This window comes from Amycolatopsis sp. MtRt-6, from assembly GCF_017308975.1.
Lineage (GTDB): Bacteria > Actinomycetota > Actinomycetes > Mycobacteriales > Pseudonocardiaceae > Amycolatopsis.
In genome coordinates, this window is the sequence record NZ_JADWPD010000049.1 from 23784 (window position 1) to 48572 (window position 24789).

A 24789-nucleotide genomic window follows, 5' to 3' on the forward strand; every position below is an offset into this window, starting at 1 on the left:
GTGGCACCCTAACCGGCGTGAACAGTGGTGTGGTCGGCGTGCTCCTGCTCGCCCTCGGCGGGTTCCTGGTCGGCGGCGTCTATTCGACCTGGAAGACGGCCAAGTTCCTGGCCGTGGTCCTGGGTATCGCCGCCGTCCTCGCCATCGGTGGCGCCATCTTCTGGTTCTCCAGCTGAGAAACGGCGAAGGCCCCCTCGGCGTACCGAGAGGGCCTTCGCGCGGAAATCAGCGGCTCGCGCCGACCAGCTCCCGCTCCTCGGGCTCGTCGAGGTGCTTCGTGAGCTTCTCGCCCTCGACGTCGACGTCCGGCAGGATCCGGTCCAGCCACTTCGGCAGCCACCACGCGCCGCGGCCGAGCAGGGACATCACCGCCGGGACCAGCGTCATGCGGACCACGAACGCGTCCACCAGCACGCCGAACGCCAGCGCGAAGCCGATCGACTGGATCAGCGACGACTCGGCGAGGACGAAGCCGGCGAACACGCTGATCATGATCAGCGCCGCCGCGACCACCACGCGCGCCCCGTGGCGGAAGCCCGTCACCATCGCTTCCTGCGGCTCCGCGCCGTGGACGTGCTCCTCGCGCATCCGCGTCACCAGGAACACCTGGTAGTCCATCGCCAGCCCGAACAGCACGCCGATCAGCAGGATCGGCAGCATGCTCATGATCGGGCCGGTCGAGGAGACGCCGAGCAGGTCCGTCAGCCAGCCCCACTGGAACACCGCGACCACCGCGCCGAACGTCGCCGCGACCGAGCCGAGGAAGCCGATCGTCGCCTTCAGCGGCACCACCACCGAGCGGAACACCAGCATCAGCAGCACGAACGCCAGCCCGACGATCAGCGCCAGGTACGGCAGCATCGCGTCCGACAGCTTCTCGGAGACGTCGATGTTCGCCGCGGTCTGGCCGGTGACGGACAGCTTCGCGTCCAGCGTGCCCGATTCGGCGCGGATCGCGGCCACGAGGTTTTCGGTCTCCGTGCTGCTCGGGCCGCTCTTCGGGATCACCGTGAGCAGTGCCGTGTCGCCGGCCTGGTTGAGGCGCAGCGGGGTGACGGCGGCGACGTCCGGCAGCTTCTGGATGCCGGCCGCGGCCTGGCCGAGGGCGGCCTGGCGGTTGGCGCTCTGCGAGACGTCGACGACGACCAGCAGCGGCCCGTTGGAGCCTTCGCCGAAGCTGCGGCTGGCGATCTCGTACGCCTTGCGCTGCGTCGACTCCGGCGCCGCGGTGCTGTCGTTGGGCAGGCCGAGCTGCATGCCCAGGGCGGGCAGCGCGACGACGGCCATCCCGGCCAGCGCGACCAGCAGCACCGGGATCCGGTGCCGGTCGACGAACCGCGCCCAGCGCTCGCCGTGCGTCGTTTCGACCGGCTTGCGGCGCAGCCGGATGCGGCCGCCGGCGACCCGGGAACCGGCGAAGCCGAGGATCGCGGGCAGCAGCGTCAGGGCGATGAGCACGGCGATCGCGACGGTGACGGCCGCGGCGACGCCCATCTGGCCGAGGAAGGGGATACCGATGACGGTGAGGCCGGCCAGCGCGATGATGACGGTGAGCCCGGCGAAGACGACGGCGGACCCGGCGGTGCCCGCGGCGCGGCCGGCGGCTTCCTCGGGGTCGCGGCCGATGCCGAGTTCGTGCCGGTAGCGCGACACGATGAACAGCGCGTAGTCGATGCCGACGGCCAGGCCGATCATCAGCGCCAGGACCGGCGTGTTCGAGTTCAGCTCGAGGAACCCGGAGGCGAAGAAGATGCCCGCCATCCCGGTGCCGACGCCGATCAGCGCGGTGAGCAGCGGGATGCCGGCCGCGAGCAGCGAGCCGAACGTGATCACCAGCACGACGGCGGCCACGGCGACGCCCAGGCCCTCGGTGGCGCCGGTCGCGGGCACGCCCTGCACGGCATCACCGCCGAACTCGATGGTGAACCCGGCGGCGCGGCCGGCGTTCGCGGTGTCCAGCAGCGCCTGACGGTCGTCGTCGGTCAGTTCGTACGCTTTCGCTCCGTAACTGACCTGGGCGAGCGCGACGCGCTGATCGGGTGAGATCGCCTGCGCCTGGAACGGGTCGACCACGGCGGCGACCTTCGGCGCCGTCTTCAGCTGCCCGACGAGGGCTTCGACGGCGGCCTTGCCCTTGGCGTCGGTCACCGTGGTCCCGGCCGGAGCCTCGATGACCACGCGCGCGGTGGCGCCACCCGCGTTGGCCTGCGGAAACTTCTCGGTGAGCTGGTCGATCGCCCGCTGCGACTCGGTGCCGGGGATCGTCACCGAGTTCGACAGCTGGCCCGACAGCGTCAGCGCGCCCAGGCCCAGTGCCACCAGGACCGCCGCCCAGACGGCCGCGACCAGCGCTCTGCGCCGGAAGGAAAACCGGCCGAGCCGGTACAGGAAGGTCGCCACGAGTCAGCTCCGTTTCGCCCGAACGGGGTCAGTTCACTCCATAGGGTCCTTGTCAAGCTAGCCGATCGGCAAGGGAGACTCCAAGCCGATCGGCAAGTATGTGACTTGCCGAACAGCAAGGTGGATCCCTAGCCGTTCGGCTAGTAAGGCGGTTTGCCGATCGACAAGGCGTGACGTAGGCTCCGACGGCTGCTGAGGAGGAAGAATGACCGCCGGCCCGGCCGAGGACACCCGGACCCGATTGCTGCAGACCGCGCTGCGGCTGTTCACCGAACACGGGGTCGAGGGCACGTCGCTGCAGATGATCGCCGACGCGCTGGGGATCACGAAGGCGGCGGTGTACTACCACTTCAAGACGAAGGCGGAGATCACCGAGGCGGTGGCCGAGCCGGGCGTGCGAGACCTGGACGACCTGGTACGCCGAGCGGCGGCCCAGAAGCGCCGGGGCGCGCAGGTGGATCTGTTGCTGGAGGGGTTCGTCGACCTGGTGATCCGCCACCGCGCGCTGGTGGCGCTGTTTTCGAGCGATCCGGGCATCGCCCGCGCGATCGAGAAGTCGGCCCACGGCGGCACGGAGGGCTTCGGCCAGGCGCTCCTCGGCATCTTCTCCGGCCCCAACCCGGACACGACGGCCCGCGTCAACGCCATGGTGGCCCTGACGGGCATAGCAATGGCGGGCGGCTCCCCGGACCTGGCCGGCCTGGGCGACGAGGAACTGCGCGCGGAGCTCCTGGACGTGGGCCGCCGCCTCCTGGGCCGCCCCCGCCGCCGAACCCTCACCCCCGTGTCGTCCCTCTAACCACGCAAGCCGCCTCCCCAGTCACACGTGATGCCCCGCCAGTCACGCGAGATGCCTCCCCAGTCACGTGAGATGCCTCCCCAGTCACGTGAGATGCCTCCCCGGTCACGTGAGATGCCCCGCCAAGCACGCGAATCCCGCCTCCAGGTACGCGAGTTCCGGTCCCCAGCACGCGAGTTCCGCCCGCGATCACACGAGTTCTGACCACGCGAGTCGCGTGTACTTGAGCGGTCGGCTCGCGTACTTGGACAGTCGGTTCGCGTGCTTGGGCGGGCATCTCGCGTGATTGGCGGGGTATCTCGCGTGATTGGGCGGGTATCTCGGGGTCAGGTGAGGTGGGTCAGGTAGGGCGGGGGGACCGAGGCGGTCAGCCAGACTCCGTTGGCGCTCACCTGGAACGCGTGACCGGCCGCGGCCATCGCGGCCGCGTCGATGCGGAGGATCACCGGCTTTCCGCGGCGGGCGCCGACCGTCCGGGCCGTCTCCGGGGTTGCCGACAGGTGGACCGCGTGGCGGTTCATCGGGCGCAGGCCCTCGCGGAAGATCGCGTCGAGGTACTTCGCCACCGTGCCGTGGTACAGCACGTGCGGTGGCGGCGCGTCCGGCAGGCCCAGCTCGACCGTGACGCTGTGGCCCTGGCTCGCGCGGATGCGCGTGCCCGTTTCGTCGTACGCGAAACGGCGCTTGTTGTTCTTCTCGACGACTTCGTCGAGTTCCTCGCGGGTGATCGACAGTGCGCGCACGAGGGTGTCGACCGCGACCCAGCCGCCGGGGGCGAGGGTCAGGCCGAGGGCGGCGGGGTCGTGGCGCAGGTGCCGCGCCAGCCGCTTCGAGAGGCGGATCACTTCTTGTTCGTTCATTGCCTCCTCAGCATCCTCCCCGCGCGCAACTCCTTTAGATGCCGCCCTCGACCGCGGGACGCAGTTTGCTCGCGCCCGGCCCGAAGCGGGCCAGCTCGTCGTCGTTGTTGTACAGCGCGCAGCTGCGCAGGGACAGGCACCCGCAGCCGACGCAGCCGGTGAGCCGGTCGCGAAGGCGTTGCAGGGCGTCGATCCGGGCGTCGAGCTCGTGCTGCCAGTCGCGGGACAGGCGCGCCCAGTCCGCCTTCGTGGGGGCGTGGTCTTCCGGCAGCGTCGCCAGCGCCGAGCTGATGTCCTCGAGCGAGAGCCCGACCCGTTGTGCGGCGCGGATGAACGCGATCCGGCGCAGCACCGAACGCGCGTAGCGGCGCTGGTTGCCCGCCGAGCGCTCCGAACTGATCAGCCCCTTCTCCTCGTAGAACCGCAATGCCGTGTGCGGAACCCCGCTGCGTTCCGCCACCTGTCCGATGCTGAGATGTTCAGCGAGCCTGGTCACCCGGCCAGGTTATCCTTGACTTCGAGTTTAGTCGAGGTTGCATCGTCGGATGCATGACCACTGTGACCGAACCGGGCTACGCCGACCTGCCCCGGCTGATCTCCCTGATGACCGGCGACGAAAAACACCACGCTGCCGCGGAGTCCACATTGGACGTCCTGTGGGTGCTCTACGACCGGGTGCTCGACGTCACGCCCGCGAACTTCCGCGAGCCCGGCCGCGACCGTTTCCTGCTGTCCAAAGGGCACGGGCCGATGGCGTACTACGCCGTGCTCACCGCGAAAGGCTTCATCGCCGAAGCGGAGCTGGCGACGTGGGCCGACGCGGTGTCGCGGCTGGGCCACCACCCCGACCGCCGCCGCGTTCCCGGCGTCGAAATCTCCAGCGGGTCGCTCGGCCACGGCCTGCCGATCGCGTTCGGCACCGCGCTCGGCCTGCGCGCCCGCGGCCTGACGCACGCGAAAGTCGTGACCCTCGTCGGCGACGCCGAGCTCGACGAGGGCTCGAACCACGAGGCGATCGTCGTCGCGGCGCGCGAGGGCCTGGAAAACCTGACCACCGTGGTGATCGACAACCAGTCGTCGACGCGCGGCTGGCCCGACGGCCTCGCCCGCCGCTTCGCCGTCGAAGGCTGGGAGGCCCGCACGGTGTCCGGCCGCGACCACGACGCGCTGTACGACGCCTTCACCGCCCCTCACCCCGGCCGGCCGCTCGCCGTGGTCGCCGTCGTCGAACCGAAGGAGTGAACATGCTGCCGATGCGGGAAACCTTCCTCGCCGCCACCGAACGAATCGTCGACGCCGACCCGGACGTCGCGGTCGTGCTGGCCGACATCTCGGCCGCGCAGCTCGCCGACGTCGCGCGGCGGCACCCGGACCGGGTGATCAACGTCGGGATCCGCGAGCAGCTGCTGGTCAGCACGGGCGCCGGCCTGGCGCTGGCGGGACTGCGGCCGATCGTGCACACGTTCCCGTCGTTCCTGGTCGAGCGCGCCTTCGAGCAGATCAAGCTGGACTTCTCGCACCAGGAGGTGGGCGGGGTCCTGGTGTCGTGGGGAGCGTCGTACGACATGTCGACGGCGGGGCGCACGCACCAGTCCCCGGGCGACGTCGCGCTGATCGATTCGCTGCCGGGCTGGACGGTCCACGTGCCGGGCCACCCGGCGGAGGCCGAACGCCACCTGCTGGAGTCGATCCCCGGCGACGGCCGTGTCTACCTGCGGCTTTCGGCGCAGGAAAACGCTTCCCCACACCTGGGGGTGGGTTTCACCCGGGTGCGGCAGGGGTCTCGCGGCGTCGTGGTGGCGGTGGGCCCGGTGCTGGACCGCGTGCTGCGAGCGACGGCGGGCCTGGACGTGACGGTGCTGTACGCGTCGACGATCCGCCCGTTCGACGGAGCCGGCCTGCGTTCGGCGGTGCTTTCGTCGGCGGCTTCGGTGGTGCTGGTGGAGCCGTACCTGGCGGGGACGTCGGCGGCGTGGGTGGCGGAGGCGCTTTCGGACGTGCCGCACCGGCTGCGGTCGCTGGGCGTCCGGCGGGACGCGGAGGTCAGGATGTACGGCGGGATCGCGGACCACGATCTGGCGCACGGCCTGGACGCGGGGTCGCTCGGGCTGTCGATCAGGGAGTTCCTGGGGGAGTAGGAGCGGTGCCGCCGGTGCTGGGGGTACCGGCGGCGGGGTGTTCGTAGCGGACGTTCGCATTCTTCCGCCGCTCGAGGATCGCCATCAGTTTCCGGTTGTTCCACCGTTCTTCGACCGTGTTCATCGGCAGCTTCACGTGCAGGCTTTCGTAGAGCTTGAACCGGTTCAGGTCGAGCACCGTGCCGACGATCGCCATGTAGTGGTCGGCCGCGGCGACCGAGGAACGGTAGGCGATCCACGCGAGCAGGTACGGCGCCAGCGCGACGAACAGCCACCAACCGTCCAAAAGAAGGCAGGCAGCGGTTTCAGCGGTGACGATCAGCGCGACCACGCACAGCCGCACCGCGGTGTCGAGCTGCTGGCGTGCATCCTGGAGATAGCCGACGTGCTCCGGGGGCGCGATCAAGGCGACGTGCGGCGCGGTCAGGATCGCGTCGAGCCCGTATTGCGAGCCGATGGTGTCTTCCCCCGAGCGCAGCGCGTTGCCGAGCCGGGTCGGCATCACCCGCGAGGCCTCGGGGTAGCGGTCGAAGGCGATGTCGGCCGCGGCCGAAGCGGCGTGCAGCCCGGTGACCGCATGGGCTTTGTCGTCGGCGAGCTGCCCGGTCAGCGCCTGCTCCAGCCGATCCGGCGCCCAGGACCGGGGATCTCCCTGGTGTTTCTTGTTCTTCGCGCGCTTTTCCTCGTACCTGGCCACCAGCTGGCCCAGCAGGATTTCGTCTCGTGCGGCGGCCAGTTTCGCGTAGCGGCGGTGCAGTTTGGAGCGCCGCTTGCGGTGGTGAGTGATCGCTCGCCGCAGGAGGATGCGCGAGAGCCACGAACTTCCCCAGTAGCCCTCGAGAAGCCGGGTCATGCCCAGCTGGAGCGGGTGCAGGAACAAGGCGAACATCGTGGTGGTCAGGACCAGCCACACCGCGCCGGCCAGGTTGATGCCCGCGAGGCGGTGCACCATCAGCCGCAGGTCCGGGGCGGCCTTCCAGGCGTCACTGGTCACCAGGGCGGTGGTCCACGCGGTGAGGAAGAGCGCGGGCACCACGCTGACGACGTTGAAGTAGCGACCGATCCGTCCGGCCAGGTCGAGGGCGACCGCCGGAAGTGAGGGGCTCGCCATCGCCGCGCCTAGCCGCGCATCTCGTCGACGTACTCTTCACAGACCGGGCACCAGTCCCGGTCGCCCTCCCGCCGGACGAGGTTGCCGCACTGCGGGCAGGTCTGCCCGGCTCGGCGGCGCCGGTGGCCGGGAAGCGTCGGCGGGGGATTGGTCGTCAGCTGCGTGATCCGGCGAACGAAACGCAATCTTCGCATCCGCCTCACCCCGCCCTCCAGGATCCGACCATGTTAGGCCAGCATTCAGGCCCAGTCGAGGTTCGTGGGACGGGGTGGGGATGGGGTTTTCGCCCTGGGTGGTGCCCGCCGTGGGCATCGTGGTCGTGGCTGTGGCCGGGGTGTTCGGGGCGCGGTGGGCCTGGCTGGCCGTCGGGGTGCTCGCCGTCGCCGGGGCCGGGTGGGTGGGACGGCTCGTGCTGCGGGAGGCGCGGGTCGATAGCGTCACCGGCATGCCATCGATCCGGCCGATCGTGCTCGCCGTCATCCGGCGGGGGGACGCCCTTCTCGTCTTCGAAGCGCACGACCACGTCAAGGGCCAGACCTTCTGCCGGCCGCTCGGGGGTGGGATCGAGTTCGGGGAAAGCAGCAAGGAAGCTCTCGAGCGGGAATTCCTCGAAGAACTCGGCGCCGCGATCACCGTCGGCAGGCGGCTCGGCGTGCTCGAGAACGTCTTCACCTGGCAGGACCGGCCCGGGCACGAGATCGCCTTCGTCTTCGCCGCCGAGTTCGCCGACCCGAGCCGGTACGAGTGCGACGAGATGAAAATCCTCGACGAACCCGCCAGCGCGCGGTGGGTCGACCTCGCCGAGTTCCGCGACCGCCGCAAGATCCTTTACCCCGAAGGGCTCATCGAACTCCTCTCAGCGGATCAGTGACCGCGTGGTGGGGATCAACTCCGAAGACGAAGCCGAGGCGGCGCGGCTGAACCACACCGAGAACGGCCCGTCGGTGCGCACCGGCAGCTGCGGGAAGGTGTTCGGAGACGGCTCCGTCTCGAACGCCGCGAACGCGGACTCCGGTGGGGGCGTGGGCGAAGAGATCGTCACGTGCAGACCCGCGCCCGGTGGTGGCGCCGCCAGGCCGCGACGGACCGGGCGCAGCAACAGCACGTTGTCGGAGTCGACCATCGTCGCGTTCGCCGCTGCCCGGTGGGCCTTCCAGACCGGGCCGGAGTAGAACCGCTCCAGCGCCTCCTTGCGCGCCTCCATCGAGCGGAACCCGCGCAGCCACACGAACTCGTCCGGCGAAGCCCGCGAGCGGAACAACCCGAACAAGTGCGCGCCCGCGGCCTCCTGCGGCTCGACGAACTCGCGCTCGAACAACTCGATCAGCTCGTCGCGCCGCCCCGGGTGCAGGGTGTAGCGACGAAGCTCCAGGACGGTTTCGAAGTCGGAAGCAGTCATGCCGCGAACGCTAGCGGCCACCACCGACAAAAACGGATCAGCGGAACGCCGCGAGCCCCGTGACCGCCTGTCCGAGTGACAGCGCGTGCATCTCCTCGGTGCCTTCGTACGTCAGCACCGTCTCGAGGTTCGCCATGTGCCGCATCACCGGGTACTCCAGGGAAATCCCGTTGGCGCCCAGCATCGAGCGCGCCGTCCGGGCCACGTCCAGCGCCGACCGGACGTTCGCCATCTTCCCGAAGCTGACGTGGTTGTGGTGCAGGGCGCCGGCGTCTTTCAGACGCCCGATCTGCAGCGCCACCAGCCCGGCGCGGTTGACCTCGACGACCAGGTCGGCGAGCTTGTGCTGGGTCAGCTGGAACCCGGCGAGCGGCTTCCCGAACTGCGACCGCGAAAGCGTGTACTCCAACGCGGCTTCGTAGCACGCGCGCGCCGCGCCCACGACGCCGAACAGGATCCCGTAGCGCGCCTCGTTCAAGCACGACAACGGCCCACGCAGGCCGCGGACCTCGGGGAACGCCGCCGACGCGGGCAGCCGGACGCCGTCGAGCACCAGTTCCGCCGTCAACGACGCCCGCAGCGACAGCTTGTGCTTGACCTCGTTCGCGGTGAAGCCCGGGGTCGACGTCGGGACGACGAAGCCGCGGATCCCGTCGTCGGTCTGCGCCCAGACGACGGCGACGTCGGCGACGGTTCCGTTGGTGATCCACATCTTCGTGCCCGACAGCACCCAGTCGGCGCCGTCGCGCACCGCGCGTGTCCGCATCGAGCCCGGGTCGCTGCCCGCGTCCGGCTCGGTCAGCCCGAAGCAGCCCAGCGCCTCGCCGGTCGCCATCCGCGGCAGCCACTCCTGCCGCTGCTCTTCGCTGCCCCACTTGTGGATCGCGTACATCGCCAGCGACCCCTGCACCGAGACGAAGCTGCGCAGCCCGGAGTCGACGGCCTCGAGCTCGCGGCAGGCGATGCCGTAGGCGACGGCGCTGGTGCCGGCGCAGCCATAGCCCTCCAGGTGCATGCCGAGCAGGCCGAGCGAGCCGAAGCCCTTCGCCAGCTCCGCGGCAGGGAGCGCGCCCGTTTCGTACCAGCCGGCGACGTGGTCCAGCAGGTTGTCCTTCGCGTACGCGCGGACGGCGTCGCGGATGGCGCGTTCGTCCTCGGCGAGCCCGGCGTCGAGGTCGAGGAAGTCGTGCGGGTCAGGGGCACTGCTCATGCGCGCACCTCGCTGGCGCTCGGCGCGGCCTGAGCCCGGAGCGCAGTGTTGAATGATTCGTTCGCAGGCTCACTCATGAGGACTCCCGGTGGACGCGTCGATGCGGCCACCGCAGGAAACCACAGTCAGGCGTCTGTTCTCCGCGTGGCGTTCGTCACGCGGGCGGCAGACGTGCCGGGCGTGCACCGGGACCGGACCTGCTGCCGCGGGATCAGCAGCTCGCTGAACTGCGGGAACGGCACGCTTTCGATGTCGTCGCGCCAGGCGTGCAGCATCTGGGACAGCAGATCGTCCTCGGCCATCTTCGCCTCCCTGGCGTCCGGTCGTGCCGGGCTGAGCGCACACGATCGGGTGACTTGATACCCGGTGCGGGGACCGCTCAAACGGGGTTCTCCAAGATTTTTCCGGCCGTCGACCACTGTGTGGCAGGCCCTATTCGTTCGAGTGTGCCGGGGCCTGCGGCTACGCTGGGTGGCGTGTCTCGTGTGGTGATCCTCGACTACGGTTCCGGCAACCTCCGCTCCGCCGAACGCGCCGTCGCGCGCGCCGGGGCCGACGTCGAGGTCACCGCCGACCCGCATGCCGCCGTCGAAGCCGACGGCCTGGTCGTGCCCGGTGTCGGCGCCTACTCCGCCTGCATGGCGGGGCTGCTGGACGTGCAGGGGCACCGGATCATCGGCAAGCGCCTCGCCGGCGGGCGGCCGGTGCTCGGCATCTGCGTCGGCATGCAGATCCTCTTCTCCCGCGGCGTCGAGCACGGCGAGGAGACCGAGGGCACCGGCGAGTGGCCCGGCGTCGTCGACCGGCTGCACGCCGACGTCCTGCCGCACATGGGGTGGAACACCGTGCGCGCGCCGGCGGACTCGCAGCTGTTCGCCGGGCTCGACCCGGCCGAGCGGTTCTACTTCGTGCACTCCTACGCCGCGCGCAAGTGGGAGCTCGACGGCCTGGCCGGGCAGGAGCCGAAGGTCACCTGGGCGCACCACGGCGAGGACTTCGTCGCCGCGGTGGAGAACGGCCCGCTGTGGGCCACCCAGTTCCACCCGGAGAAGTCGGGCGACGCCGGGGCGCACCTGCTGCGCAACTGGCTGGCGACCCTCTGACCGGGTGATCCGGGGCTCCGCCCTAGAGTTACCCGCGTGACTTTCACGCTGCTTCCCGCCGTTGATGTGGCCGATGGCCAGGCCGTGCGACTCGTCCAGGGCGAGGCCGGCACCGAGACCTCCTATGGCAGCCCGCTGGAAGCGGCGCTCGCCTGGCAGCGCGACGGCGCCGAGTGGATCCACCTGGTCGACCTCGACGCCGCCTTCGGCAAGGGCAGCAACCGCGAGCTGCTCGCCGAGGTCGTCGGCACGCTCGACGTCCAGGTCGAGCTGTCCGGCGGCATCCGCGACGACGCGTCGCTGAAGGCCGCCCTGGCCACCGGGGCCCGGCGCGTCAACCTCGGCACCGCCGCGCTCGAGGACCCGGAGTGGACCGCCCGGGTCATCGGCGAGTACGGCGACCGCGTCGCGATCGGCCTCGACGTGCGGATCACCGAGGCCGGCCACCGGCTCTCGGCCCGCGGCTGGACCTCCGACGGCGGCGACCTGTGGGACGTCCTCGAGCGCCTCGACCGCGACGGCGCGTCCCGGTACGTCGTCACCGACGTCAGCAAGGACGGCACGCTGCGCGGCCCGAACCTGGAGCTGCTGCGTGACGTCGTCGCCCGCACCGACGCGCCGGTGATCGCGTCCGGCGGGGTGTCGAGCGTGGCCGACCTGGTCGCGCTGGCGGGCCTGGCGTCCGACGGCGTCGAGGGGTCGATCGTCGGGAAGGCGCTGTACGCGGGGGCGTTCACGCTGCCCGAGGCGCTGGCCGCGGTCGCGAAGGTCTAGTCCGCGCGGTAGGTGGTGATCGTGCCGCCGTGGGTGAACGTCAGCACCTCCACCGGCGTGAACCCGCGCGGCCCGAAGCCGCCGCTGAACATCGGTACCCCGCCGCCCGCCACCACCGGGTAGGACTTCACCACCAGCTCGTCGATCTCCGGCAGCAGGTGCCCGGCCAGGTCCGCGCCGCCGCACAGCCAGATGTCCAGGCCTTCTTCGGCCTTGAGCCGGCGCACGAGCGCCGCCGGGTCGCCGGGGACCAGCGTGATCGCCGGGTCCGCCTCGGTCAGCGACCGCGAGACGACGTACTGCCGGAGGTGCGGGTACGGGTTGGTGACGCCTTCGGCCAGCGGGACCGCGTAGGTCCCCCGGCCCATGATCACCGTGTCGTACCGCCGGTTCGGCGTGTCCTCGGCCATCCCGATGAGCGGCCGGATGTGGACCGGCATGGTCTCCGGGAACTCCGCGCGGACGTGGGCGACCATGTCCGGGGCGAGCGGGTGGAAGTTCGTTTCGCCGCCCGGTCCGGCGATCACGCCGTCGATGCTGACGCCGATGAAGTAGACGAGCTTGCGCACGGATCAACTCCGGATGTAGTACTTTGACTGAAGTGGTCCGAACCGTAGTACTACATCTGGAGTGGTGTCAACATGGTGCGACGCAACCCCCAGCGGCGGGCGGCCCTGCTCGACGCCTCGATCGAGGTCCTGGCCCGCGAAGGCGCGCGCGGGCTCACCTTCCGCGCGGTCGACCAGCAGGCCGGGGTGCCGGCCGGCACGACGTCCAACTACTTCTCCAGCCGTGACGAAATCCTCACGCACGCGGGCGAGCGCGTGTACGAGCGTCTGGTCGACGAAGCGGTTCTCGCGGACGGCCTGGCGGGATCGCGCGACCGGGCCCGCGTCACGGAGCTGATGCACGAGCTGGTCGACCGCGTGGCCGCCTTCCCGACGGGCTTCCTGGCCCTGCTGGAACTGCGGCTGGAGGCCACGCGCCGTCCGGAGCTGCGGGCCGTGCTGACCCGCCGCATCCGCGCGGACGTCGACTTCAACGTCGAGTACCACGAGAAGTCCGGCCTGCCCGGCGACGGCACGATGGTGGTCCTGCTGTGGCTGGCGCTCAACTGGCTGATCATGGAACGGCTGACGCTGCCGGACCTGTTCACCGAAGCGGAGCGCCGCGACCTCGTCACGGCGCTGGTGGAACGCCTGCTGGCCGGGCAGCCGGCATTACCTCCGGCGTAATCGACGCCGTGCCGTCGAGCGGACAGGCTGGTTTCCAGGACAACGGAAGGAACGCCATGACCGCCTACGGACTCGCCCACCTGCGCCCGCCCGCCGTGCTGCCGGAGGAGGTTTTCCAGTACCTCGAACGCATCCAGGCGACTCTCGACCCGTACGGCGGCAGGTTCCTCGTGCACGGCGCGCCGGTGCACGTCATGGAAGGCGAGTGGGCCGGCGGGCTCGTGCTCATCGAGTTCCCGAGCCTCGCCGCGGCGCACGAGTGGTACGCCTCTCCTGCCTACCGCGAAATCCTGCGGCTGCGCGCGGACCACATCCCGGGCGACCTGATCGTGGTCGAGGGCTGCGGGCCGGACCACGACTCCGCCGCCATGGCGGCCGCCCTGCGCGCCGCCGCATGAGGCCGAAAAGCGGCTGACAGCGGCCCGCGGCCGTCGTAGGTTGCCGCGGGTGGAGGAGATCGTCACCCAGCTCGAAATGACCGCCGCCGACCAGCTCAACCCGGCTCCGCTCGTCGACGGGGTCGGGCTGCGGACCACCGGGCCGGGGCCGCTGATCCGCGAGCTGCACGTCCGGATCGGGACGCCGTACCGCTGGCCGAGCGTCACCCGCGGCGACGACGGCTGGGACCGCTGGCTCGCCGCGCCGCACCGCGAATACCGGATCGTCGAGTACCGGGGCGAGATCGCCGGCGCGGCGGATTTCGAGCCACAGCCCGGGAACGACGTCGAGATCACCACGTTCGGCCTGCTGCCGGAGTTCGTCGGGAAAGGACTCGGCGGGTTCGCGCTCACCCTCGTCGTCGCCGACGCGTGGGCGCTGCCCGGGACGCGGCGCGTCTGGCTGCACACCTCGACGCTCGACCACCCGAACGCGCTGCCGAACTACCTGCGGCGCGGCTTCCGCAGCTTCAGCCGTCCACTTTGACCGCGATGCCGACCGTCCGGTCCGCCGGCCCGCGCAGCTTCGAGAAGAACATCGTGACGCGCCCGACGACGCCGTACTTGCGGGCGATCGCGCGCCGGGCCTGCTCGGTCTCGGCGGCGTCCAGCAGCCGGGCCTGGCCGGACACCTTCGCGCCGTGTGTCTTCCGCCCGCGGACGTCGCAGGCCTGGACCTCGACCCGGCCGCTGTTGCGGATGCGCTTGACCTTGCCGGCCGCGCGCTCCGACCACAGCACCAGCTCGTCGTCGCGCCCGGCCACCCAGATCGGGGTCGGCACGGCCCGGCCGTCGCGCCGGAACGTGGTCAGCACGACGTAGCGCTCGGCGGCGAGGCGGTCGGTCTCGGAGGTCATGCGTCCACCGTAGCCGGGTGGCGGACGGCGATGCCGGGGTAGCGGGTGATCAGGCCCGTGTCGTCGTATTCGAGGACGCACGCGAAGCCGAACGCCGGCGCCGCGTAGCCGTACCGGCCGGGCGACAGGTGCTCGTAGGTCTGCTCCAGCCGGTCGACGCCGAGGTCGGCCGCGCGGACGTAGGCGGCGGGCGCCTCGGCCCGGGCGCCGGCCGGCAGGGCGAGCCGGTGCACCGGGAAGGTGTTCGTCATCGCCGACGCCTCGAGGTCCAGGTCGAGGCAGCCGTCCAGGTGTGGCGCGGGCTTTCCGTCGAGCCGCCAGCGTCCGTGGCCGTCCGCTTCGACCGTCAGTTCCCGGGCGCCGAGCCCGCCGATCCGCGCCGAGCGCAGGGTCCACTGTGGACTCAGGGTGAGGGAGTACCGCACCGCCCAGGCGACGCCGTCCTCCACGGCGCTCGTGGCGCCCTCGACGAGCCAGCCGCCTTCGTGGCGGCGGAACCGGGTCACTTCGAAGCCGGTGCGGGCGTCTTCGTGCCGCCAGGCGGCGCTGCCGGGGAAGGTCATGGCCCACGGTAACCGGCGGGAAAAGTGCCTAGGCCTTTCGGCGCCAAAACCCCACACGCCTGGCCGAAGCGTTTCAACGCCTGAGCCTGCAACGCTTCGTGAGCTGCATTCCCGCATCCTGGAGGGCTTCGATGGCGGTCACACAGCAAGTTCCGGTTCACCCGCAAGCAGGCTTCTTCGGCGCCGGGCCGTACCCCGCGCGCCGGGGTGCCATCGCCGTCGCCGCGATCGTGGCGGGGTTCGTGCTGACCACCATCTGGTCGGCGCCGTTCGTCGACTCCGTGATCGGGGACAGCGTCGCGAACGGCCTCCTCGGCCACGACGCCAAGGCGACGCCGATCAGCGGCGTCCTCGCCGGGACGCTCTTCGCGTTCGTCTCCGGCCTCGCCGGGTCGTTCACCGCCTGCAACATCGCCGCGTTCGGGGCCGTCGCGCCGCTGGTGGGCGACCAGGCGGGCGGGAAGCGGAACGCGCTCAAGCCGCTCGGCTGGATCTCCGCCGGCATGCTCACCGTGTCGGTGGTCTACGGCGTGATCGTCGCGCTCGTCGGCACGCGGATGCCGCAGTTCTCCACCGCGCGGACCGCCGGGCTCTCCCCGCGCAGCATCCAGTCCATGATCGCCTTCGGCATCGTCGGCCTGGTCTTCGTGCTGATGGGCCTGATCGCCCTCGGCATCCTCCGCAACCCCTTCGAGAACTTCACCCGCCGCCACCCCGCCGCGCCGCTCGTGCTCATGGGCGCGCTCATCGGCGGGTTCCTCATCGGCCGGCCGTACCCGCTGTTCCGGATCATGTTCCGCGACGCCGCCGAGCAGCACAACGTCTTCTACGGCGCCGCCGCGTTCGCGCTGCAGTCGCTCGGCAACATCGTCGTCATGGCGGTGCTGTTCCTTGTTCTCACCTACGCCACGGGCGGGCGCGTCCAGCGCTGGCTGGCCGCGAAGCCGGCGCGGGTCGCCACCGTGACCGGCGTCGCCCTGCTGGTCGGCGGCACGTTCACGCTGCTCTACTGGGACGTCCGGGTGCTCGGCAGGCTCGGGATCATCTGGTTCCCGATGATCAGCTGGTAGTCCCGAGCCAGCGGTAGTCGGGTGCCGGGTCGAGCTGGACGCCGTTCGCGATGGCGACCAGCTCGGCCTGCGGCCGCGGCCCCGACACCGTCAGCCAGCGCCCCGACGGCAGCTGGGTCGCGACCACCGCGTCCCACCCGTTCTGCCGGGCCACGAAGAACCCCTGCCCGCCGCGCACGGTCACCGGGGCGGCGCCGGTCAGGCCGGGGGAGCCCGCGCCGGCGGCGACCCGCACCACGGGGACCGCCGGCCGGGCCGGGTCGGCCGCGGTCAGCTCGGTGCTCGCGTCGCCGGGGCCGGTGCCCCGCACCGCCGCCGAGCGTTCGGCCAGTCCCGGCGGCAGCGGGCCGAACCGCAGCTCACCGCGGACGCCGACCGGTGTGGCGGCGACCGAGTCGGCGATCCGCTGGGCGACCTCGCGGGCGTCCGGGATCCCGGCGAGCGACGCGCGCAGCACGTGCTTGCCGTCGGCCAGCCAGGTGAGCTGCGCCGTGCTGCCCGAGCCGGTCACCATGCCGACCCGGCCGTTCACCACGACCTGGTCCTTGATCGCGGCGATCTTCAGCGCGGTCTGTGACCACTCGGGGTCGTCCGTCGAGTACGCCAGCAGCGTGATCGAGGCCGGGCCGGCGAGCCACCGGCGGACCTGCGGGGTGATCCCGGGCCCGCCTTCGCGGTACTGCTCGGTGAAGCCGCCGGGCAGCCACTCCGGGCTGTAGCCCAGCACCGGGCGGCTCGCGGCCGGCGTCAGGTCCGGCCGGGTCAGCACCTGCGTCCCCGCGACGACGCCGACGACCAGCACGACGACGGCGGCGGCCACCAGCGCCAGCCGGGTCGACGGCCGCGGCTCGCGGCCGGCGCGGGCGAGGGCCTCGTGCACGGCCTGCCCGTCCGGAGCGCGCGCCGCCAGGCGGTCCAGGCTCTCCCGGATCAGCGTCTCGGTCTCGTGCTCGCTGCGGGTCATTCGGGGGCTCCGGTCGTGACGATCGCGTGCGGGGCTTGCCGCAGGGTGGCCAGTGCGCGCGAGATCTGGCTGCGCACGGTGGAGACGCCGCACCGCAGGACCGCGGCGATCTCGGCGTCGGTGTAGTTCTCGTAGTAGCGCAGCACGATGGCCGCGCGCTGCTTGCGGGGCAGCGTGGCGAGCAGGCCGAGCATGGCGTCCCGCTCGTCGTAGGCGGCCGCCGGGTCGGCTTCCGGCGGGCCGATCGCGTCGAGGACGTCGTGGCTGCTGGGCACCATCCGGCGCACCGCGCGCCGCCGCCACGAGAGGTACTCGTTGGTGACCATCCGCCGGACGTAGGTCGGCGGCGCGGCGATGCCGTTCCAGCGCTGCTGGGCACGCAGCAGCACGTCCTGGACGACGTCCTGCGCCAGGTGCGGGTCGTTCGTCAGGACGGTGGCGTAGCGGAGCAGCCCGTCCAGCCGCTCCGCCACGAACTCTTCGAAGGTCACACGCGTCCTCTCGGTCACCCTTGTGGACGCATGAGGGGGCCGTGCCGCTGCACGGCGGACGGAAGTTTTTTTACCGGCCGAGGACCTCCTCCAGCCGGACGAAGGCGAAGCCCGTGGCCGGGAGGTCGCCGGCTGCCGGGCGGCGCTCACCGTCGTGGACCACCAGCAGGCCGTGCGGGAAGCGGCGGCCGAGGTAGGCCGTGCTGATCGCCGAGCCGTCGGAGTGCTCGACCGAGTCCGTGCCGCGGCCGGCGACGATCCGCAGGTCACGGACGTGCCTGCCGTACACCACGAACCGCGAGTCGCCCTGGCTGGAGGCGAGCAGCGTGCCGTTCGCCACCGCGAGGCCCTCCGCGTCGGCGGTCAGCCAGCGGCCGCCGAAGCCGGGGTCGGGGCCGTCCGGGACGCACTCTTCGGTAGCCGCGTCCCAGCGCTGGGGGACGCCGAAGGACCGCACGCGGTCGATCAGCTCCGGCCGCCCGAAGCCGGTGGACGTGAGCGGGATCCGCCAGATCCCGACGTCCTCCTGGGCGGTGTAGAGCACGCGGCCGTCGATGACCGAGCCCTCCAGCTGCGGTCCCTCGCCGGGCTCCTCGCACGGCGACCAGCTCGAGCCGTCCGGGAGGCGGAACGCCGACGGCAGGTCGACGGTGCCGATCGGGGCGGTGCCGACCGTGCCACCGGGCCGGTCGACGAGCCGCAGCAGCGCCACCCGCGTCTCGTGCCGCCGGGTCACCGCGACCCACCGGACGCCGGTGCGCGGGTCCCGGCCCGCGGCCAGGCCGTAGGCGGTCCGCTGCTCGTCCACTTCGGACTCCGACGCGGAGAACACCGGTGCGGCGGCGGGATCGGTGACGTCCCGCAGCACGTGCGACCCGGCGGCCGAGCCCGCCGGGTCGATCCGGTAGACGCGGACGCGGTCCCGGCCCCGGTCGCTGACGACGGCCAGGTCCCCGACGACGTCGACGTTGTTGAACCGTCCACCCGGCCCGGCGGGGACGAGCTGCAGGGTCCGCGCGCCGAGGTCGAACGCGGCGAGGCCGCCCTCCTTGAGGGTGCCGAGCACGACGCTGCGTTCGGGGTCGTGCGGGTGCACCCAGATCGCGGGGTCGTCGGCATCGGCATTGGCGGGGGTGGCGCCGGGGTCGTCGACGAAGGCCTGGGTCTGCAGGACGGGCGCCGGATCGCGCGTCGCGGCGGACGCGGGGAAGGCGGTCAGGAGGGAGACGGCGGCCACGGCCACCGGAAGGAGTCTGCGCACGCGCGGAACCTAGACGAATCGGGTGGCCGGGGCGTGAACAGCGGATGCCGGGCCGTGCCATCGGCGGCGGTCCCGACCCCTTGACTACGCTGGTGGGCATGTCTGTCGCGGTGCGGGTGATCCCCTGTCTCGACGTCGACGCGGGCCGGGTCGTGAAGGGTGTCAACTTCGCCGGCCTCCGCGACGCCGGTGACCCCGTCGAGCTGGCCCGGCGCTATGACGCCGAGGGCGCCGACGAGCTCACCTTCCTCGATGTCACGGCCTCCTCCGGCGACCGCGAGACCACCTACGACGTCGTGCGCCGGACCGCCGAACAGGTCTTCATCCCGCTCACCGTCGGGGGTGGCGTCCGCAGCAACGACGACGTCAACCGGCTGCTGCGGACCGGGGCCGACAAGGTCAGCATCAACACCGCCGCCATCGCGCGGCCCGAGTTCCTCAGCGAGGCGTCGCGGCGGTTCGGCGCCCAGTGCATCGTGCTGTCCGTCGACGCCCGGCGCGTGCCCGAAGGCGGCGAGCCGACCGCCTCCGGCTTCGAGGTCACCACCCACGGTGGCCGGCGGGGGACCGGGATCGACGCCGTCGAATGGGCCGCCCGCGGCGAGGAGCTCGGCGTCGGGGAGATCCTGCTCAACTCCATGGACGCCGACGGCACGAAGAACGGCTTCGACCTCGAACTCATCGAACTCGTCCGCAAGGCCGTGCGGGTCCCGGTGATCGCCAGCGGGGGCGCCGGCGCCGTCGAGCACTTCGTGCCCGCCGTGCGGACCGGGGCCGACGCCGTGCTCGCCGCCAGCGTGTTCCACTTCGGACAGCTGAAGATCGGGGACGTCAAGAACGCCCTGCGCGAAGACGGGGTCGAGGTCCGGTGAAGTCCTGGCAGGCACCCGTCGAGGTGAAAGTCACCGCCGGCCTGCTGGTCGGGCTGCCCATCGCCTGGGCGCTGCTCAACCTGGTGCCCGTGCTCGGCGCCGGGGCGGGTCTGGCCATCTACCGGATGCCCGCGCTCGCGCTGATCCTCGGCGGCGTCGTCACCACCGGGCTGGTGCTGAAGATGGGCAGCGCGCGGATCGGCGGCCTCGTCGTCGCCGTCGTCTTCGCGCTGCTGCACGCGTTCCTGCTGCTCGGTGCCGAGCTGTGGTTCAACAAGCTGTTCTCCGGCCTGTCCTTCGCGGGCTACGGCTACACGTTCGTCCTGCTGAACTCGATGCCGCTCAAGCGGCACCTCCTGGGAGCGCAAGCATGACCCTGGACGCGGCCGTCTCGGCGCGCCTCAAGCGCAACGCCGACGGCCTGATCGCCGCGGTCGTCGTCGAGCACGCCACCTCCGACGTGCTGATGATGGCCTGGATGAACGACGACGCCCTCGCCGCCACGCTCGCCACCCGCCGCGGGACGTACTGGTCGCGCAGCCGCCGGAAGCTGTGGGTCAAGGGCGAGACGTCGGGGCACTACCAGCACGTTCGCGAGGTGCGGATCGACTGCGACGGCGATACGGTGCTGCTGCGCGTCGACCAGACCGGCCCGGCCTGTCACACCGGCACGCACACCTGCTTCGACACCGAGGAACGCCTCCTCCTGGCCGATGAGAAAGAGCACGCGTGACCATCGTCGCCGACATCCTGGTCGGGCTCGTCGCCCTGATCCACCTCTACATCCTCGTCCTGGAGATGTTCCTCTGGACGAGCGCCCGCGCCCGCGCCGGCTTCGGCACGACGAAGGAGTTCGCGGAGCAGACCAAGACGCTCGCCGCGAACCAGGGGCTCTACAACGGCTTCCTGGCCCTCGCGCTGGTGTGGGGCCTCGTCGCGAGCGAGTTCCAGCTCCAGCTGTACGGCCTGGTCTGCGTGATCGTCGCGGGCCTCTACGGCGCCGCGACGGCCAGCAGGAAGATCCTCTTCGTGCAGGTGGTCCCGGGCACGCTGGCGCTCGTCGCGCTCCTGCTCGCACGGTAGCGGTCAGCGGGCGGCCTCCCGCAGCAGAGCCTGGGAATCCTCTTCGCTCAGCGCTGCCTTGTGCAGGAGCTTGGCCACTTTCTGGTGCCCGGAAATCTGGGTGTCCTCGTGCAGGAAAGCCGTCGAGCAGACGTGTTCGACAGAAGCGATCGGTGGCGAGCCGGGGAACTCGTAGATTTCGAACGGCCCGATCAGCCCGGGGTGGTAGCCGATTCCGGCCGGAACGACGCGCAGGCTGATGTTCCGGCGCTCGGACATCGCCACCAGGTGATCGATCTGGTCGGACATGACCCCGGCGGTGCCGAAGTTCTCCTGGAGCGCCCGTTCGCCGAGCAACGCGGTGAAGCGGATCGGTTCGTAGCGGGTGAGAATCGCCTGCCGGGCCAGCCTGACGCGCAACTGCCTGTCGGCCTGTTCGATCGGCACCGCGGAATTGTCCATGATCGACCGGATGTAGTCGGGGGTCTGCAGCAATCCGGGCACGATCAGCGGTGACCACGTCGTGATGGCGGTGGCGGTCCGTTCGAGATCCAATCTCGTGGTGAGCGCGAAAGGGAGATCGGTGTTGCCCGACGCGAGCCAATTGGGTTCGCGGGCGTGCCGGGCGAGCGCCCGGATCCGGTCACGCTTTTCTCCGGTGACACCCAGCAGCGCCAGGATCGCCGACACGTCTTCGACGCTCGGCAGGCGATGGCCTTTCTCCCACACCGACAGCAACTGGGGGAGGATGCCCAGTTTGTCGGCGAGCGCCCGCAAACCGATTTTGCGCGCTTCGCGTTCTTCGCGCAGCGAGGCGGCGAGAGTTCTCGCGGCGGGTCCCGAAGACGTTGGCTTCATGCGGGGATAGTACGAATACCGTCGATTCCCCGATTGTGCGAATGGTGTCCACGAATCACGATCTGCCGCTATTTCATCCAGCATCCGGGTGACGATTGCCTGCTCACTTGCACGCTCGGCGCGGCCGTCCGGTTGCCTTGCGGCGCTGTGCCTTTTCTCGCGGCATCGGCGCCGCTGAAGGCTTCCGAGCTCGGCCGATGGATCCCTTCGGCGGTTTCGTCAAACGGCGGTGGGTGTGGTTCGCTCTCCCGGCGGCCGGACCCCGCGAGGTGATTTCCGTGCGGCACATGGTCGTCCTCGTCCCGAACGGCCCGACCGGCTCCCGGCTCGCGGTCCCCAGCACCCCAATGTGGCGTTCGGTGCGTCTGACGCACCGAACGCCACATTGGGTGCGTCGGACGCAACCAACGCCCCCTTGGGGTCAGCCGATGTCGCCGGGGAGGTAGCGCTGCAGGTTCGGCGCGATCGCGCGCACCAGGACCTCGACGTCCTCGGTGGTGAGCGGCTCGAACTTCGCCACGTACCGGACCATGCCCAGGCCCACCATCTGGGTCGCGCACAGGTTCATCCGCAGCGGGATGCGGTCCGAGCCGAGCGAGTCGATCAGCGCGCTGAAGAACCGCTGGAAGAAGTCGCGCAGCACGTGGCCGGCCTGCTCGTGGCCGGTGATGCTGCGGATGAGCGCCACGAACACGGCGCCGCCCGCGCTGTCCCAGCGGGTGATGAACGTGCGGATGATCCGTTCGCCCAGCTCGTCGTCGGGGCCGTTGCGCAGGGCCTTCTGCAGCTCCATGGGGTCGAACGGCAGCTCGAGGACCGCCTGGGCGAACAGGCCCTCCTTGCTGCCGAACCAGTGGTTGACCATGGCCGCGTCGACGCCGGCGCGCGTGGCGATCGCGCGCACGGTCGCGCCGTCGTAACCGGTTTCGGCGAACACGGCCCGCGCGGCTTCGACCAGCGCCGTGCGGGTGTCCTGGCCCGCGGGCCGCCGGCCGCGGCGGCGGGCCGTAGGCTCGGTGTTGTCGGTGGTGCTCACGGCACCATCATGACTCACCGGCCGGTAAAATTCAAAGGGCGTTGAATTTGACACCCACCGTCGCTGGTTGTCCAAGGACCGGCACAATGAGGGCCATGGTCAGCGCATCCGCCGGTTCGACCGGTCCCGGCACGGTCAGCCCGTCCCGCGAGGACTTCCGCGTCCTCGCCGAGAACCGCCGCGTGATCCCGGTCGTGCGCCGGGTCCTCGCCGACGGCGAGACGCCGATCGGGGTGTACCGCAAGCTCGCCGCCGACCGGCCCGGCACGTTCCTCTTCGAGTCCGCCGAAAACGGCGCGTCCTGGACCCGCTGGTCGTTCATCGGCGTCCGCAGCCCGGCCGCGCTCACCGTCCGCGACGGCCAGGCGATCTGGACCGGCACCCCGCCGGTCGGCCTGCCCAGCGAGGGCAACCCGCTGAACGTCCTGCGCGAGACCATCGAAGCCCTGCACACCGAGCCGCTGCCCGGGCTGCCCCCGCTGACCGGCGGCATGGTCGGCTACATCGGCTACGACGCCGTGCGCTGGCTGGAAAAGCTGCCGGAGCTGGCCGAGCGCGACCTCGACGTCCCCGAGCTGACCATGCTCCTGGCCACCGACCTCGCGGCCTTCGACCACCACGAGGGCATGGTCACGCTCATCGCGAACGCCGTCAACTGGGACGACTCGCCCGAGCGCGTGGACGCGGCCTACGACGACGCCGTCGCGCGCCTCTCCGCGATGACCGCGCAGCTGCAGGTGGCCGCGCCCGCCACCGTCGCCGCGTTCGACCGGCCCGCGCCGGAATTCACCCGGAAGCGGTCGAAGGAGGACTTCCACGCGGCCGTCGAGAAGGCCGTCGAGGCGATCAAGGCCGGCGAAGCGTTCCAGATCGTGCCCTCGCAACGATTCGAGATCCCGACCGCGGCCGACGCGATCGACATCTACCGCGTGCTGCGCACGTCCAACCCGAGCCCGTACATGTACCTGCTGCGGCTGGAGGGCTTCGACATCGTCGGCTCCAGCCCCGAATCCCTCGTCACCGTGCGGGACGGCCGCGCGACCACGCACCCGATCGCGGGCACCCGCTGGCGGGGCGCCGACCCCGAAGAGGACGCGCAGCTGGCCAAGGACCTGCTGGCCGACGAGAAGGAGCGCGCCGAGCACCTGATGCTCGTCGACCTCGGCCGCAACGACCTCGGCAAGGTCTGCAAGCCGGGCACCGTGCGCGTCGTCGACTTCTTCCAGATCGAGCGCTACAGCCACGTCATGCACATCGTGTCCACGGTCACCGGCGAGCTGGCCGAGGGCAAGACGGCGTTCGACGCGGTCACCGCGTGCTTCCCGGCCGGGACGCTGTCCGGCGCGCCGAAGGTCCGCGCGATGGAGCTGATCGAGGAACTGGAGCCGGTCCGCCGCGCGCTGTACGGCGGGGTCGTCGGCTACCTCGACTTCGCCGGCGACGCCGACACCGCGATCGCCATCCGCACCGCGCTGGTCAAGGACGGCATCGCGCACGTCCAGGCCGGGGGCGGGGTGGTCGCCGACTCGGTGCCGGACTACGAGGACACCGAATCGCTGAACAAGGCGCGGACCGTGCTTTCGGCCGTGGCCGCGGCGCAGACGATGGTGGCGGCGGGTGCGCTCGACTCGGCCGCGGACGCCGCGCATGTCTGACACACCGGGCGCGCCGTCCGGGGCCGTGGACACGGCACCGGCGGCGCCGAAGCGTCCACTGTGGATGATGGTGACCGCGCTCCTGCTGGGCGCGCTGGCACTGTGGGGTGCGTCACGGCTGACCTGGTTCGCGGAGTTCCGCGACGGTGGCGTGCGCGGGACCCTCCTGTACCGCGAGACCGGCGAGCAGCGGGCCACCGCGCTCGTGCCGCTGGCGCTGCTGGCCCTGGCCGGCGTGGCCGGGCTGGTGGCCACCGGCGGCTGGGCGCGGCGCGCCCTCGGCGTCGTGCTGGCGCTGGCCGGGGCGGCGGCGGTCTGGCTCGGCGTCGCCGGGGTCCGGTTCTCCGGCTACGCCGACGGGCTGCCGGTGGCGGAGATGCTGCTGGGCCGCGGGCTCGCCGTGGTCGCGGGAATTCTCGTCGCCGCCGGCGGGTTGGCAGCCGTCAAGGGCGCGGGCCGGGCCACCCGGCTCGGGGCGAAGTACGCGGCTCCGGCCACCCGGAAAAAGGTCCGTGACCCCGACGCGGAGCTGTGGGAAGCCCTGTCCGAAGGGGAAGATCCGACCGACGTCCGGGGCAGGCATTCGGAGTAACGCGCACACCCGGAACCCGGCGTCTCGGATGCGGGGGTTAGC

General features: G+C 71.3%; 33 protein-coding genes. 17 read left to right on the top strand and 16 right to left on the bottom strand.

The window, feature by feature from the left end; genetic code table 11:
* The first annotated feature begins 17 nt into the window (after positions 1–17).
* Positions 18–176, top strand: coding sequence for a hypothetical protein (locus I4Q55_RS46655; protein WP_206797303.1), 159 nt, complete (start codon positions 18–20; stop codon positions 174–176).
* 49 nt (positions 177–225) lie between these two features.
* On the opposite strand, the gene I4Q55_RS46660 is transcribed toward I4Q55_RS46655, so the two are convergent.
* On the bottom strand, positions 226–2400 hold the full coding sequence (locus I4Q55_RS46660) for an MMPL family transporter (protein WP_206797304.1): 2175 nt from the start codon (positions 2398–2400) through the stop codon (positions 226–228).
* A 205-nt stretch (positions 2401–2605) separates the two neighbouring features.
* Here I4Q55_RS46660 and I4Q55_RS46665 point away from each other — a divergent pair, with 205 nt between their 5' ends.
* Positions 2606–3199 (top strand): TetR/AcrR family transcriptional regulator, encoded by a 594-nt coding sequence (locus I4Q55_RS46665; RefSeq protein ID WP_206797305.1) that lies wholly within the window; start codon positions 2606–2608, stop codon positions 3197–3199.
* A 326-nt stretch (positions 3200–3525) separates the two neighbouring features.
* Here I4Q55_RS46665 and I4Q55_RS46670 read toward each other — a convergent pair whose 3' ends face one another.
* Positions 3526–4059, bottom strand: coding sequence for an RNA 2'-phosphotransferase (locus I4Q55_RS46670; protein WP_206797306.1), 534 nt, complete (start codon positions 4057–4059; stop codon positions 3526–3528).
* 34 nt (positions 4060–4093) lie between these two features.
* Positions 4094–4555: a redox-sensitive transcriptional activator SoxR gene (soxR, locus tag I4Q55_RS46675; RefSeq protein WP_206797307.1), complete on the bottom strand. Its 462-nt coding sequence runs from the start codon at positions 4553–4555 to the stop codon at positions 4094–4096.
* A gap of 53 nt (positions 4556–4608) precedes the next feature.
* Between soxR and I4Q55_RS46680 the strand changes: the two genes are divergently transcribed.
* Both I4Q55_RS46680 and I4Q55_RS46685 read left to right on the top strand, forming a co-directional pair.
* Entirely contained in the window at positions 4609–5301 is a 693-nt protein-coding gene (locus I4Q55_RS46680) for a thiamine pyrophosphate-dependent enzyme (protein ID WP_206797308.1), read from the top strand.
* Positions 5302–5303: 2 nt separating this feature from the next.
* Entirely contained in the window at positions 5304–6197 is an 894-nt protein-coding gene (locus tag I4Q55_RS46685; protein ID WP_206797310.1) for a transketolase family protein, read from the top strand.
* On the opposite strand, the gene I4Q55_RS46690 is transcribed toward I4Q55_RS46685, so the two are convergent.
* Both I4Q55_RS46690 and I4Q55_RS46695 read right to left on the bottom strand, forming a co-directional pair.
* Positions 6175–7308 carry a hypothetical protein gene (locus I4Q55_RS46690; RefSeq protein WP_206797311.1) on the bottom strand — a complete coding sequence of 378 codons (1134 nt, stop codon included), beginning with the start codon at positions 7306–7308 and terminating at the stop codon, positions 6175–6177. The genes I4Q55_RS46685 and I4Q55_RS46690 overlap by 23 nt on opposite strands.
* Positions 7309–7316: 8 nt before the next feature.
* Entirely contained in the window at positions 7317–7502 is a 186-nt protein-coding gene (locus tag I4Q55_RS46695; protein ID WP_206797312.1) for a hypothetical protein, read from the bottom strand.
* Positions 7503–7582: 80 nt separating this feature from the next.
* Between I4Q55_RS46695 and I4Q55_RS46700 the strand changes: the two genes are divergently transcribed.
* The gene (locus I4Q55_RS46700) at positions 7583–8179 is read left to right on the top strand and encodes an NUDIX hydrolase (RefSeq protein ID WP_242547961.1); all 597 of its coding nucleotides are present in this window, start codon (positions 7583–7585) and stop codon (positions 8177–8179) included.
* Here I4Q55_RS46700 and I4Q55_RS46705 read toward each other — a convergent pair.
* The 3 genes from I4Q55_RS46705 to I4Q55_RS46715 all read right to left on the bottom strand — a co-directional run bounded on the left by I4Q55_RS46705 (position 8165) and on the right by I4Q55_RS46715 (position 10219).
* Positions 8165–8707 carry an NIPSNAP family protein gene (locus I4Q55_RS46705; RefSeq protein ID WP_206797313.1) on the bottom strand — a complete coding sequence of 181 codons (543 nt, stop codon included), beginning with the start codon at positions 8705–8707 and terminating at the stop codon, positions 8165–8167. The two genes, I4Q55_RS46700 and I4Q55_RS46705, sit on opposite strands and share 15 nt — an antisense overlap.
* Positions 8708–8744: 37 nt before the next feature.
* Positions 8745–9917: an acyl-CoA dehydrogenase family protein gene (locus I4Q55_RS46710; RefSeq protein WP_206797314.1), complete on the bottom strand. Its 1173-nt coding sequence runs from the start codon at positions 9915–9917 to the stop codon at positions 8745–8747.
* 125 nt (positions 9918–10042) lie between these two features.
* Positions 10043–10219, bottom strand: a complete 177-nt coding sequence (locus I4Q55_RS46715; protein WP_206797315.1) for a hypothetical protein — start codon at positions 10217–10219, stop codon at positions 10043–10045.
* A gap of 183 nt (positions 10220–10402) precedes the next feature.
* On the opposite strand from I4Q55_RS46715, the gene hisH reads away from it, so the two are divergent.
* Together hisH and priA are read left to right on the top strand one after the other, a co-directional pair.
* Positions 10403–11020, top strand: a complete 618-nt coding sequence (gene hisH / locus I4Q55_RS46720; RefSeq protein WP_206797353.1) for an imidazole glycerol phosphate synthase subunit HisH — start codon at positions 10403–10405, stop codon at positions 11018–11020.
* Positions 11021–11056: 36 nt separating this feature from the next.
* Complete coding sequence (priA, locus tag I4Q55_RS46725) at positions 11057–11794, top strand: bifunctional 1-(5-phosphoribosyl)-5-((5-phosphoribosylamino)methylideneamino)imidazole-4-carboxamide isomerase/phosphoribosylanthranilate isomerase PriA (RefSeq protein WP_206797316.1); 738 nt, start codon at positions 11057–11059, stop codon at positions 11792–11794.
* Here the strand turns inward: priA and I4Q55_RS46730 are convergent.
* Positions 11791–12363, bottom strand: coding sequence for a dihydrofolate reductase family protein (locus I4Q55_RS46730; protein ID WP_206797317.1), 573 nt, complete (start codon positions 12361–12363; stop codon positions 11791–11793). The two genes, priA and I4Q55_RS46730, sit on opposite strands and share 4 nt — an antisense overlap.
* A 72-nt stretch (positions 12364–12435) precedes the next feature.
* Between I4Q55_RS46730 and I4Q55_RS46735 the strand changes: the two genes are divergently transcribed.
* Genes I4Q55_RS46735 through I4Q55_RS46745 form a run of 3 tightly spaced genes read left to right on the top strand, consistent with a single transcriptional unit; the run spans position 12436 to position 13953 of the window.
* Positions 12436–13029, top strand: a complete 594-nt coding sequence (locus I4Q55_RS46735) for a TetR/AcrR family transcriptional regulator (RefSeq protein WP_206797319.1) — start codon at positions 12436–12438, stop codon at positions 13027–13029.
* A gap of 56 nt (positions 13030–13085) precedes the next feature.
* Positions 13086–13427: a DUF1330 domain-containing protein gene (locus I4Q55_RS46740; RefSeq protein ID WP_206797321.1), complete on the top strand. Its 342-nt coding sequence runs from the start codon at positions 13086–13088 to the stop codon at positions 13425–13427.
* A gap of 49 nt (positions 13428–13476) precedes the next feature.
* Positions 13477–13953, top strand: a complete 477-nt coding sequence (locus tag I4Q55_RS46745) for a GNAT family N-acetyltransferase (RefSeq protein ID WP_206797323.1) — start codon at positions 13477–13479, stop codon at positions 13951–13953.
* Here I4Q55_RS46745 and I4Q55_RS46750 read toward each other — a convergent pair.
* Together I4Q55_RS46750 and I4Q55_RS46755 are read right to left on the bottom strand one after the other, a co-directional pair.
* The gene (locus I4Q55_RS46750; protein WP_206797324.1) at positions 13937–14323 is read right to left on the bottom strand and encodes a PPOX class F420-dependent oxidoreductase; all 387 of its coding nucleotides are present in this window, start codon (positions 14321–14323) and stop codon (positions 13937–13939) included. The two genes, I4Q55_RS46745 and I4Q55_RS46750, sit on opposite strands and share 17 nt — an antisense overlap.
* Positions 14320–14886, bottom strand: coding sequence for a putative glycolipid-binding domain-containing protein (locus tag I4Q55_RS46755; protein ID WP_206797325.1), 567 nt, complete (start codon positions 14884–14886; stop codon positions 14320–14322). The genes I4Q55_RS46750 and I4Q55_RS46755 overlap by 4 nt, the downstream gene beginning before the upstream one ends.
* Positions 14887–15017: 131 nt before the next feature.
* Here I4Q55_RS46755 and I4Q55_RS46760 point away from each other — a divergent pair, with 131 nt between their 5' ends.
* Positions 15018–15956 carry a hypothetical protein gene (locus I4Q55_RS46760; protein ID WP_206797326.1) on the top strand — a complete coding sequence of 313 codons (939 nt, stop codon included), beginning with the start codon at positions 15018–15020 and terminating at the stop codon, positions 15954–15956.
* Here the strand turns inward: I4Q55_RS46760 and I4Q55_RS46765 are convergent.
* The 3 genes from I4Q55_RS46765 to I4Q55_RS46775 all read right to left on the bottom strand — a co-directional run bounded on the left by I4Q55_RS46765 (position 15946) and on the right by I4Q55_RS46775 (position 18654).
* A complete protein-coding gene (locus tag I4Q55_RS46765) occupies positions 15946–16920 on the bottom strand; it encodes a hypothetical protein (RefSeq protein ID WP_206797327.1) in 975 nt (324 codons plus the stop codon). The genes I4Q55_RS46760 and I4Q55_RS46765 overlap by 11 nt on opposite strands.
* The gene (locus I4Q55_RS46770) at positions 16917–17411 is read right to left on the bottom strand and encodes a SigE family RNA polymerase sigma factor (protein WP_206797328.1); all 495 of its coding nucleotides are present in this window, start codon (positions 17409–17411) and stop codon (positions 16917–16919) included. Before I4Q55_RS46770 ends, I4Q55_RS46765 begins: the two co-directional genes overlap by 4 nt.
* Positions 17412–17481: 70 nt before the next feature.
* Positions 17482–18654 carry a phytase gene (locus tag I4Q55_RS46775; protein WP_206797354.1) on the bottom strand — a complete coding sequence of 391 codons (1173 nt, stop codon included), beginning with the start codon at positions 18652–18654 and terminating at the stop codon, positions 17482–17484.
* A 116-nt stretch (positions 18655–18770) separates the two neighbouring features.
* Here I4Q55_RS46775 and hisF point away from each other — a divergent pair, with 116 nt between their 5' ends.
* Genes hisF through I4Q55_RS46795 form a run of 4 tightly spaced genes read left to right on the top strand, consistent with a single transcriptional unit; the run spans position 18771 to position 20627 of the window.
* Positions 18771–19544: an imidazole glycerol phosphate synthase subunit HisF gene (gene hisF, locus I4Q55_RS46780; RefSeq protein ID WP_206797329.1), complete on the top strand. Its 774-nt coding sequence runs from the start codon at positions 18771–18773 to the stop codon at positions 19542–19544.
* The gene (locus tag I4Q55_RS46785) at positions 19541–19918 is read left to right on the top strand and encodes a hypothetical protein (RefSeq protein ID WP_206797330.1); all 378 of its coding nucleotides are present in this window, start codon (positions 19541–19543) and stop codon (positions 19916–19918) included. Before hisF ends, I4Q55_RS46785 begins: the two co-directional genes overlap by 4 nt.
* Positions 19915–20277, top strand: a complete 363-nt coding sequence (gene hisI / locus I4Q55_RS46790) for a phosphoribosyl-AMP cyclohydrolase (protein ID WP_004561853.1) — start codon at positions 19915–19917, stop codon at positions 20275–20277. The genes I4Q55_RS46785 and hisI overlap by 4 nt, the downstream gene beginning before the upstream one ends.
* Positions 20274–20627, top strand: a complete 354-nt coding sequence (locus tag I4Q55_RS46795) for a DUF1304 domain-containing protein (protein ID WP_206797331.1) — start codon at positions 20274–20276, stop codon at positions 20625–20627. The genes hisI and I4Q55_RS46795 overlap by 4 nt, the downstream gene beginning before the upstream one ends.
* Positions 20628–20630: 3 nt before the next feature.
* Here I4Q55_RS46795 and I4Q55_RS46800 read toward each other — a convergent pair whose 3' ends face one another.
* Together I4Q55_RS46800 and I4Q55_RS46805 are read right to left on the bottom strand one after the other, a co-directional pair.
* Positions 20631–21464, bottom strand: a complete 834-nt coding sequence (locus tag I4Q55_RS46800) for a helix-turn-helix transcriptional regulator (protein ID WP_206797334.1) — start codon at positions 21462–21464, stop codon at positions 20631–20633.
* Between the two features lie 421 nt (positions 21465–21885).
* Positions 21886–22500, bottom strand: a complete 615-nt coding sequence (locus I4Q55_RS46805) for a TetR family transcriptional regulator (protein ID WP_206797336.1) — start codon at positions 22498–22500, stop codon at positions 21886–21888.
* Positions 22501–22595: 95 nt separating this feature from the next.
* Between I4Q55_RS46805 and I4Q55_RS46810 the strand changes: the two genes are divergently transcribed.
* Together I4Q55_RS46810 and I4Q55_RS46815 are read left to right on the top strand one after the other, a co-directional pair.
* The gene (locus tag I4Q55_RS46810) at positions 22596–24155 is read left to right on the top strand and encodes an anthranilate synthase component I (RefSeq protein ID WP_206797337.1); all 1560 of its coding nucleotides are present in this window, start codon (positions 22596–22598) and stop codon (positions 24153–24155) included.
* A gap of 64 nt (positions 24156–24219) precedes the next feature.
* Positions 24220–24747: a Trp biosynthesis-associated membrane protein gene (locus I4Q55_RS46815; protein ID WP_242547975.1), complete on the top strand. Its 528-nt coding sequence runs from the start codon at positions 24220–24222 to the stop codon at positions 24745–24747.
* The last annotated feature ends 42 nt before the right edge of the window (positions 24748–24789 follow it).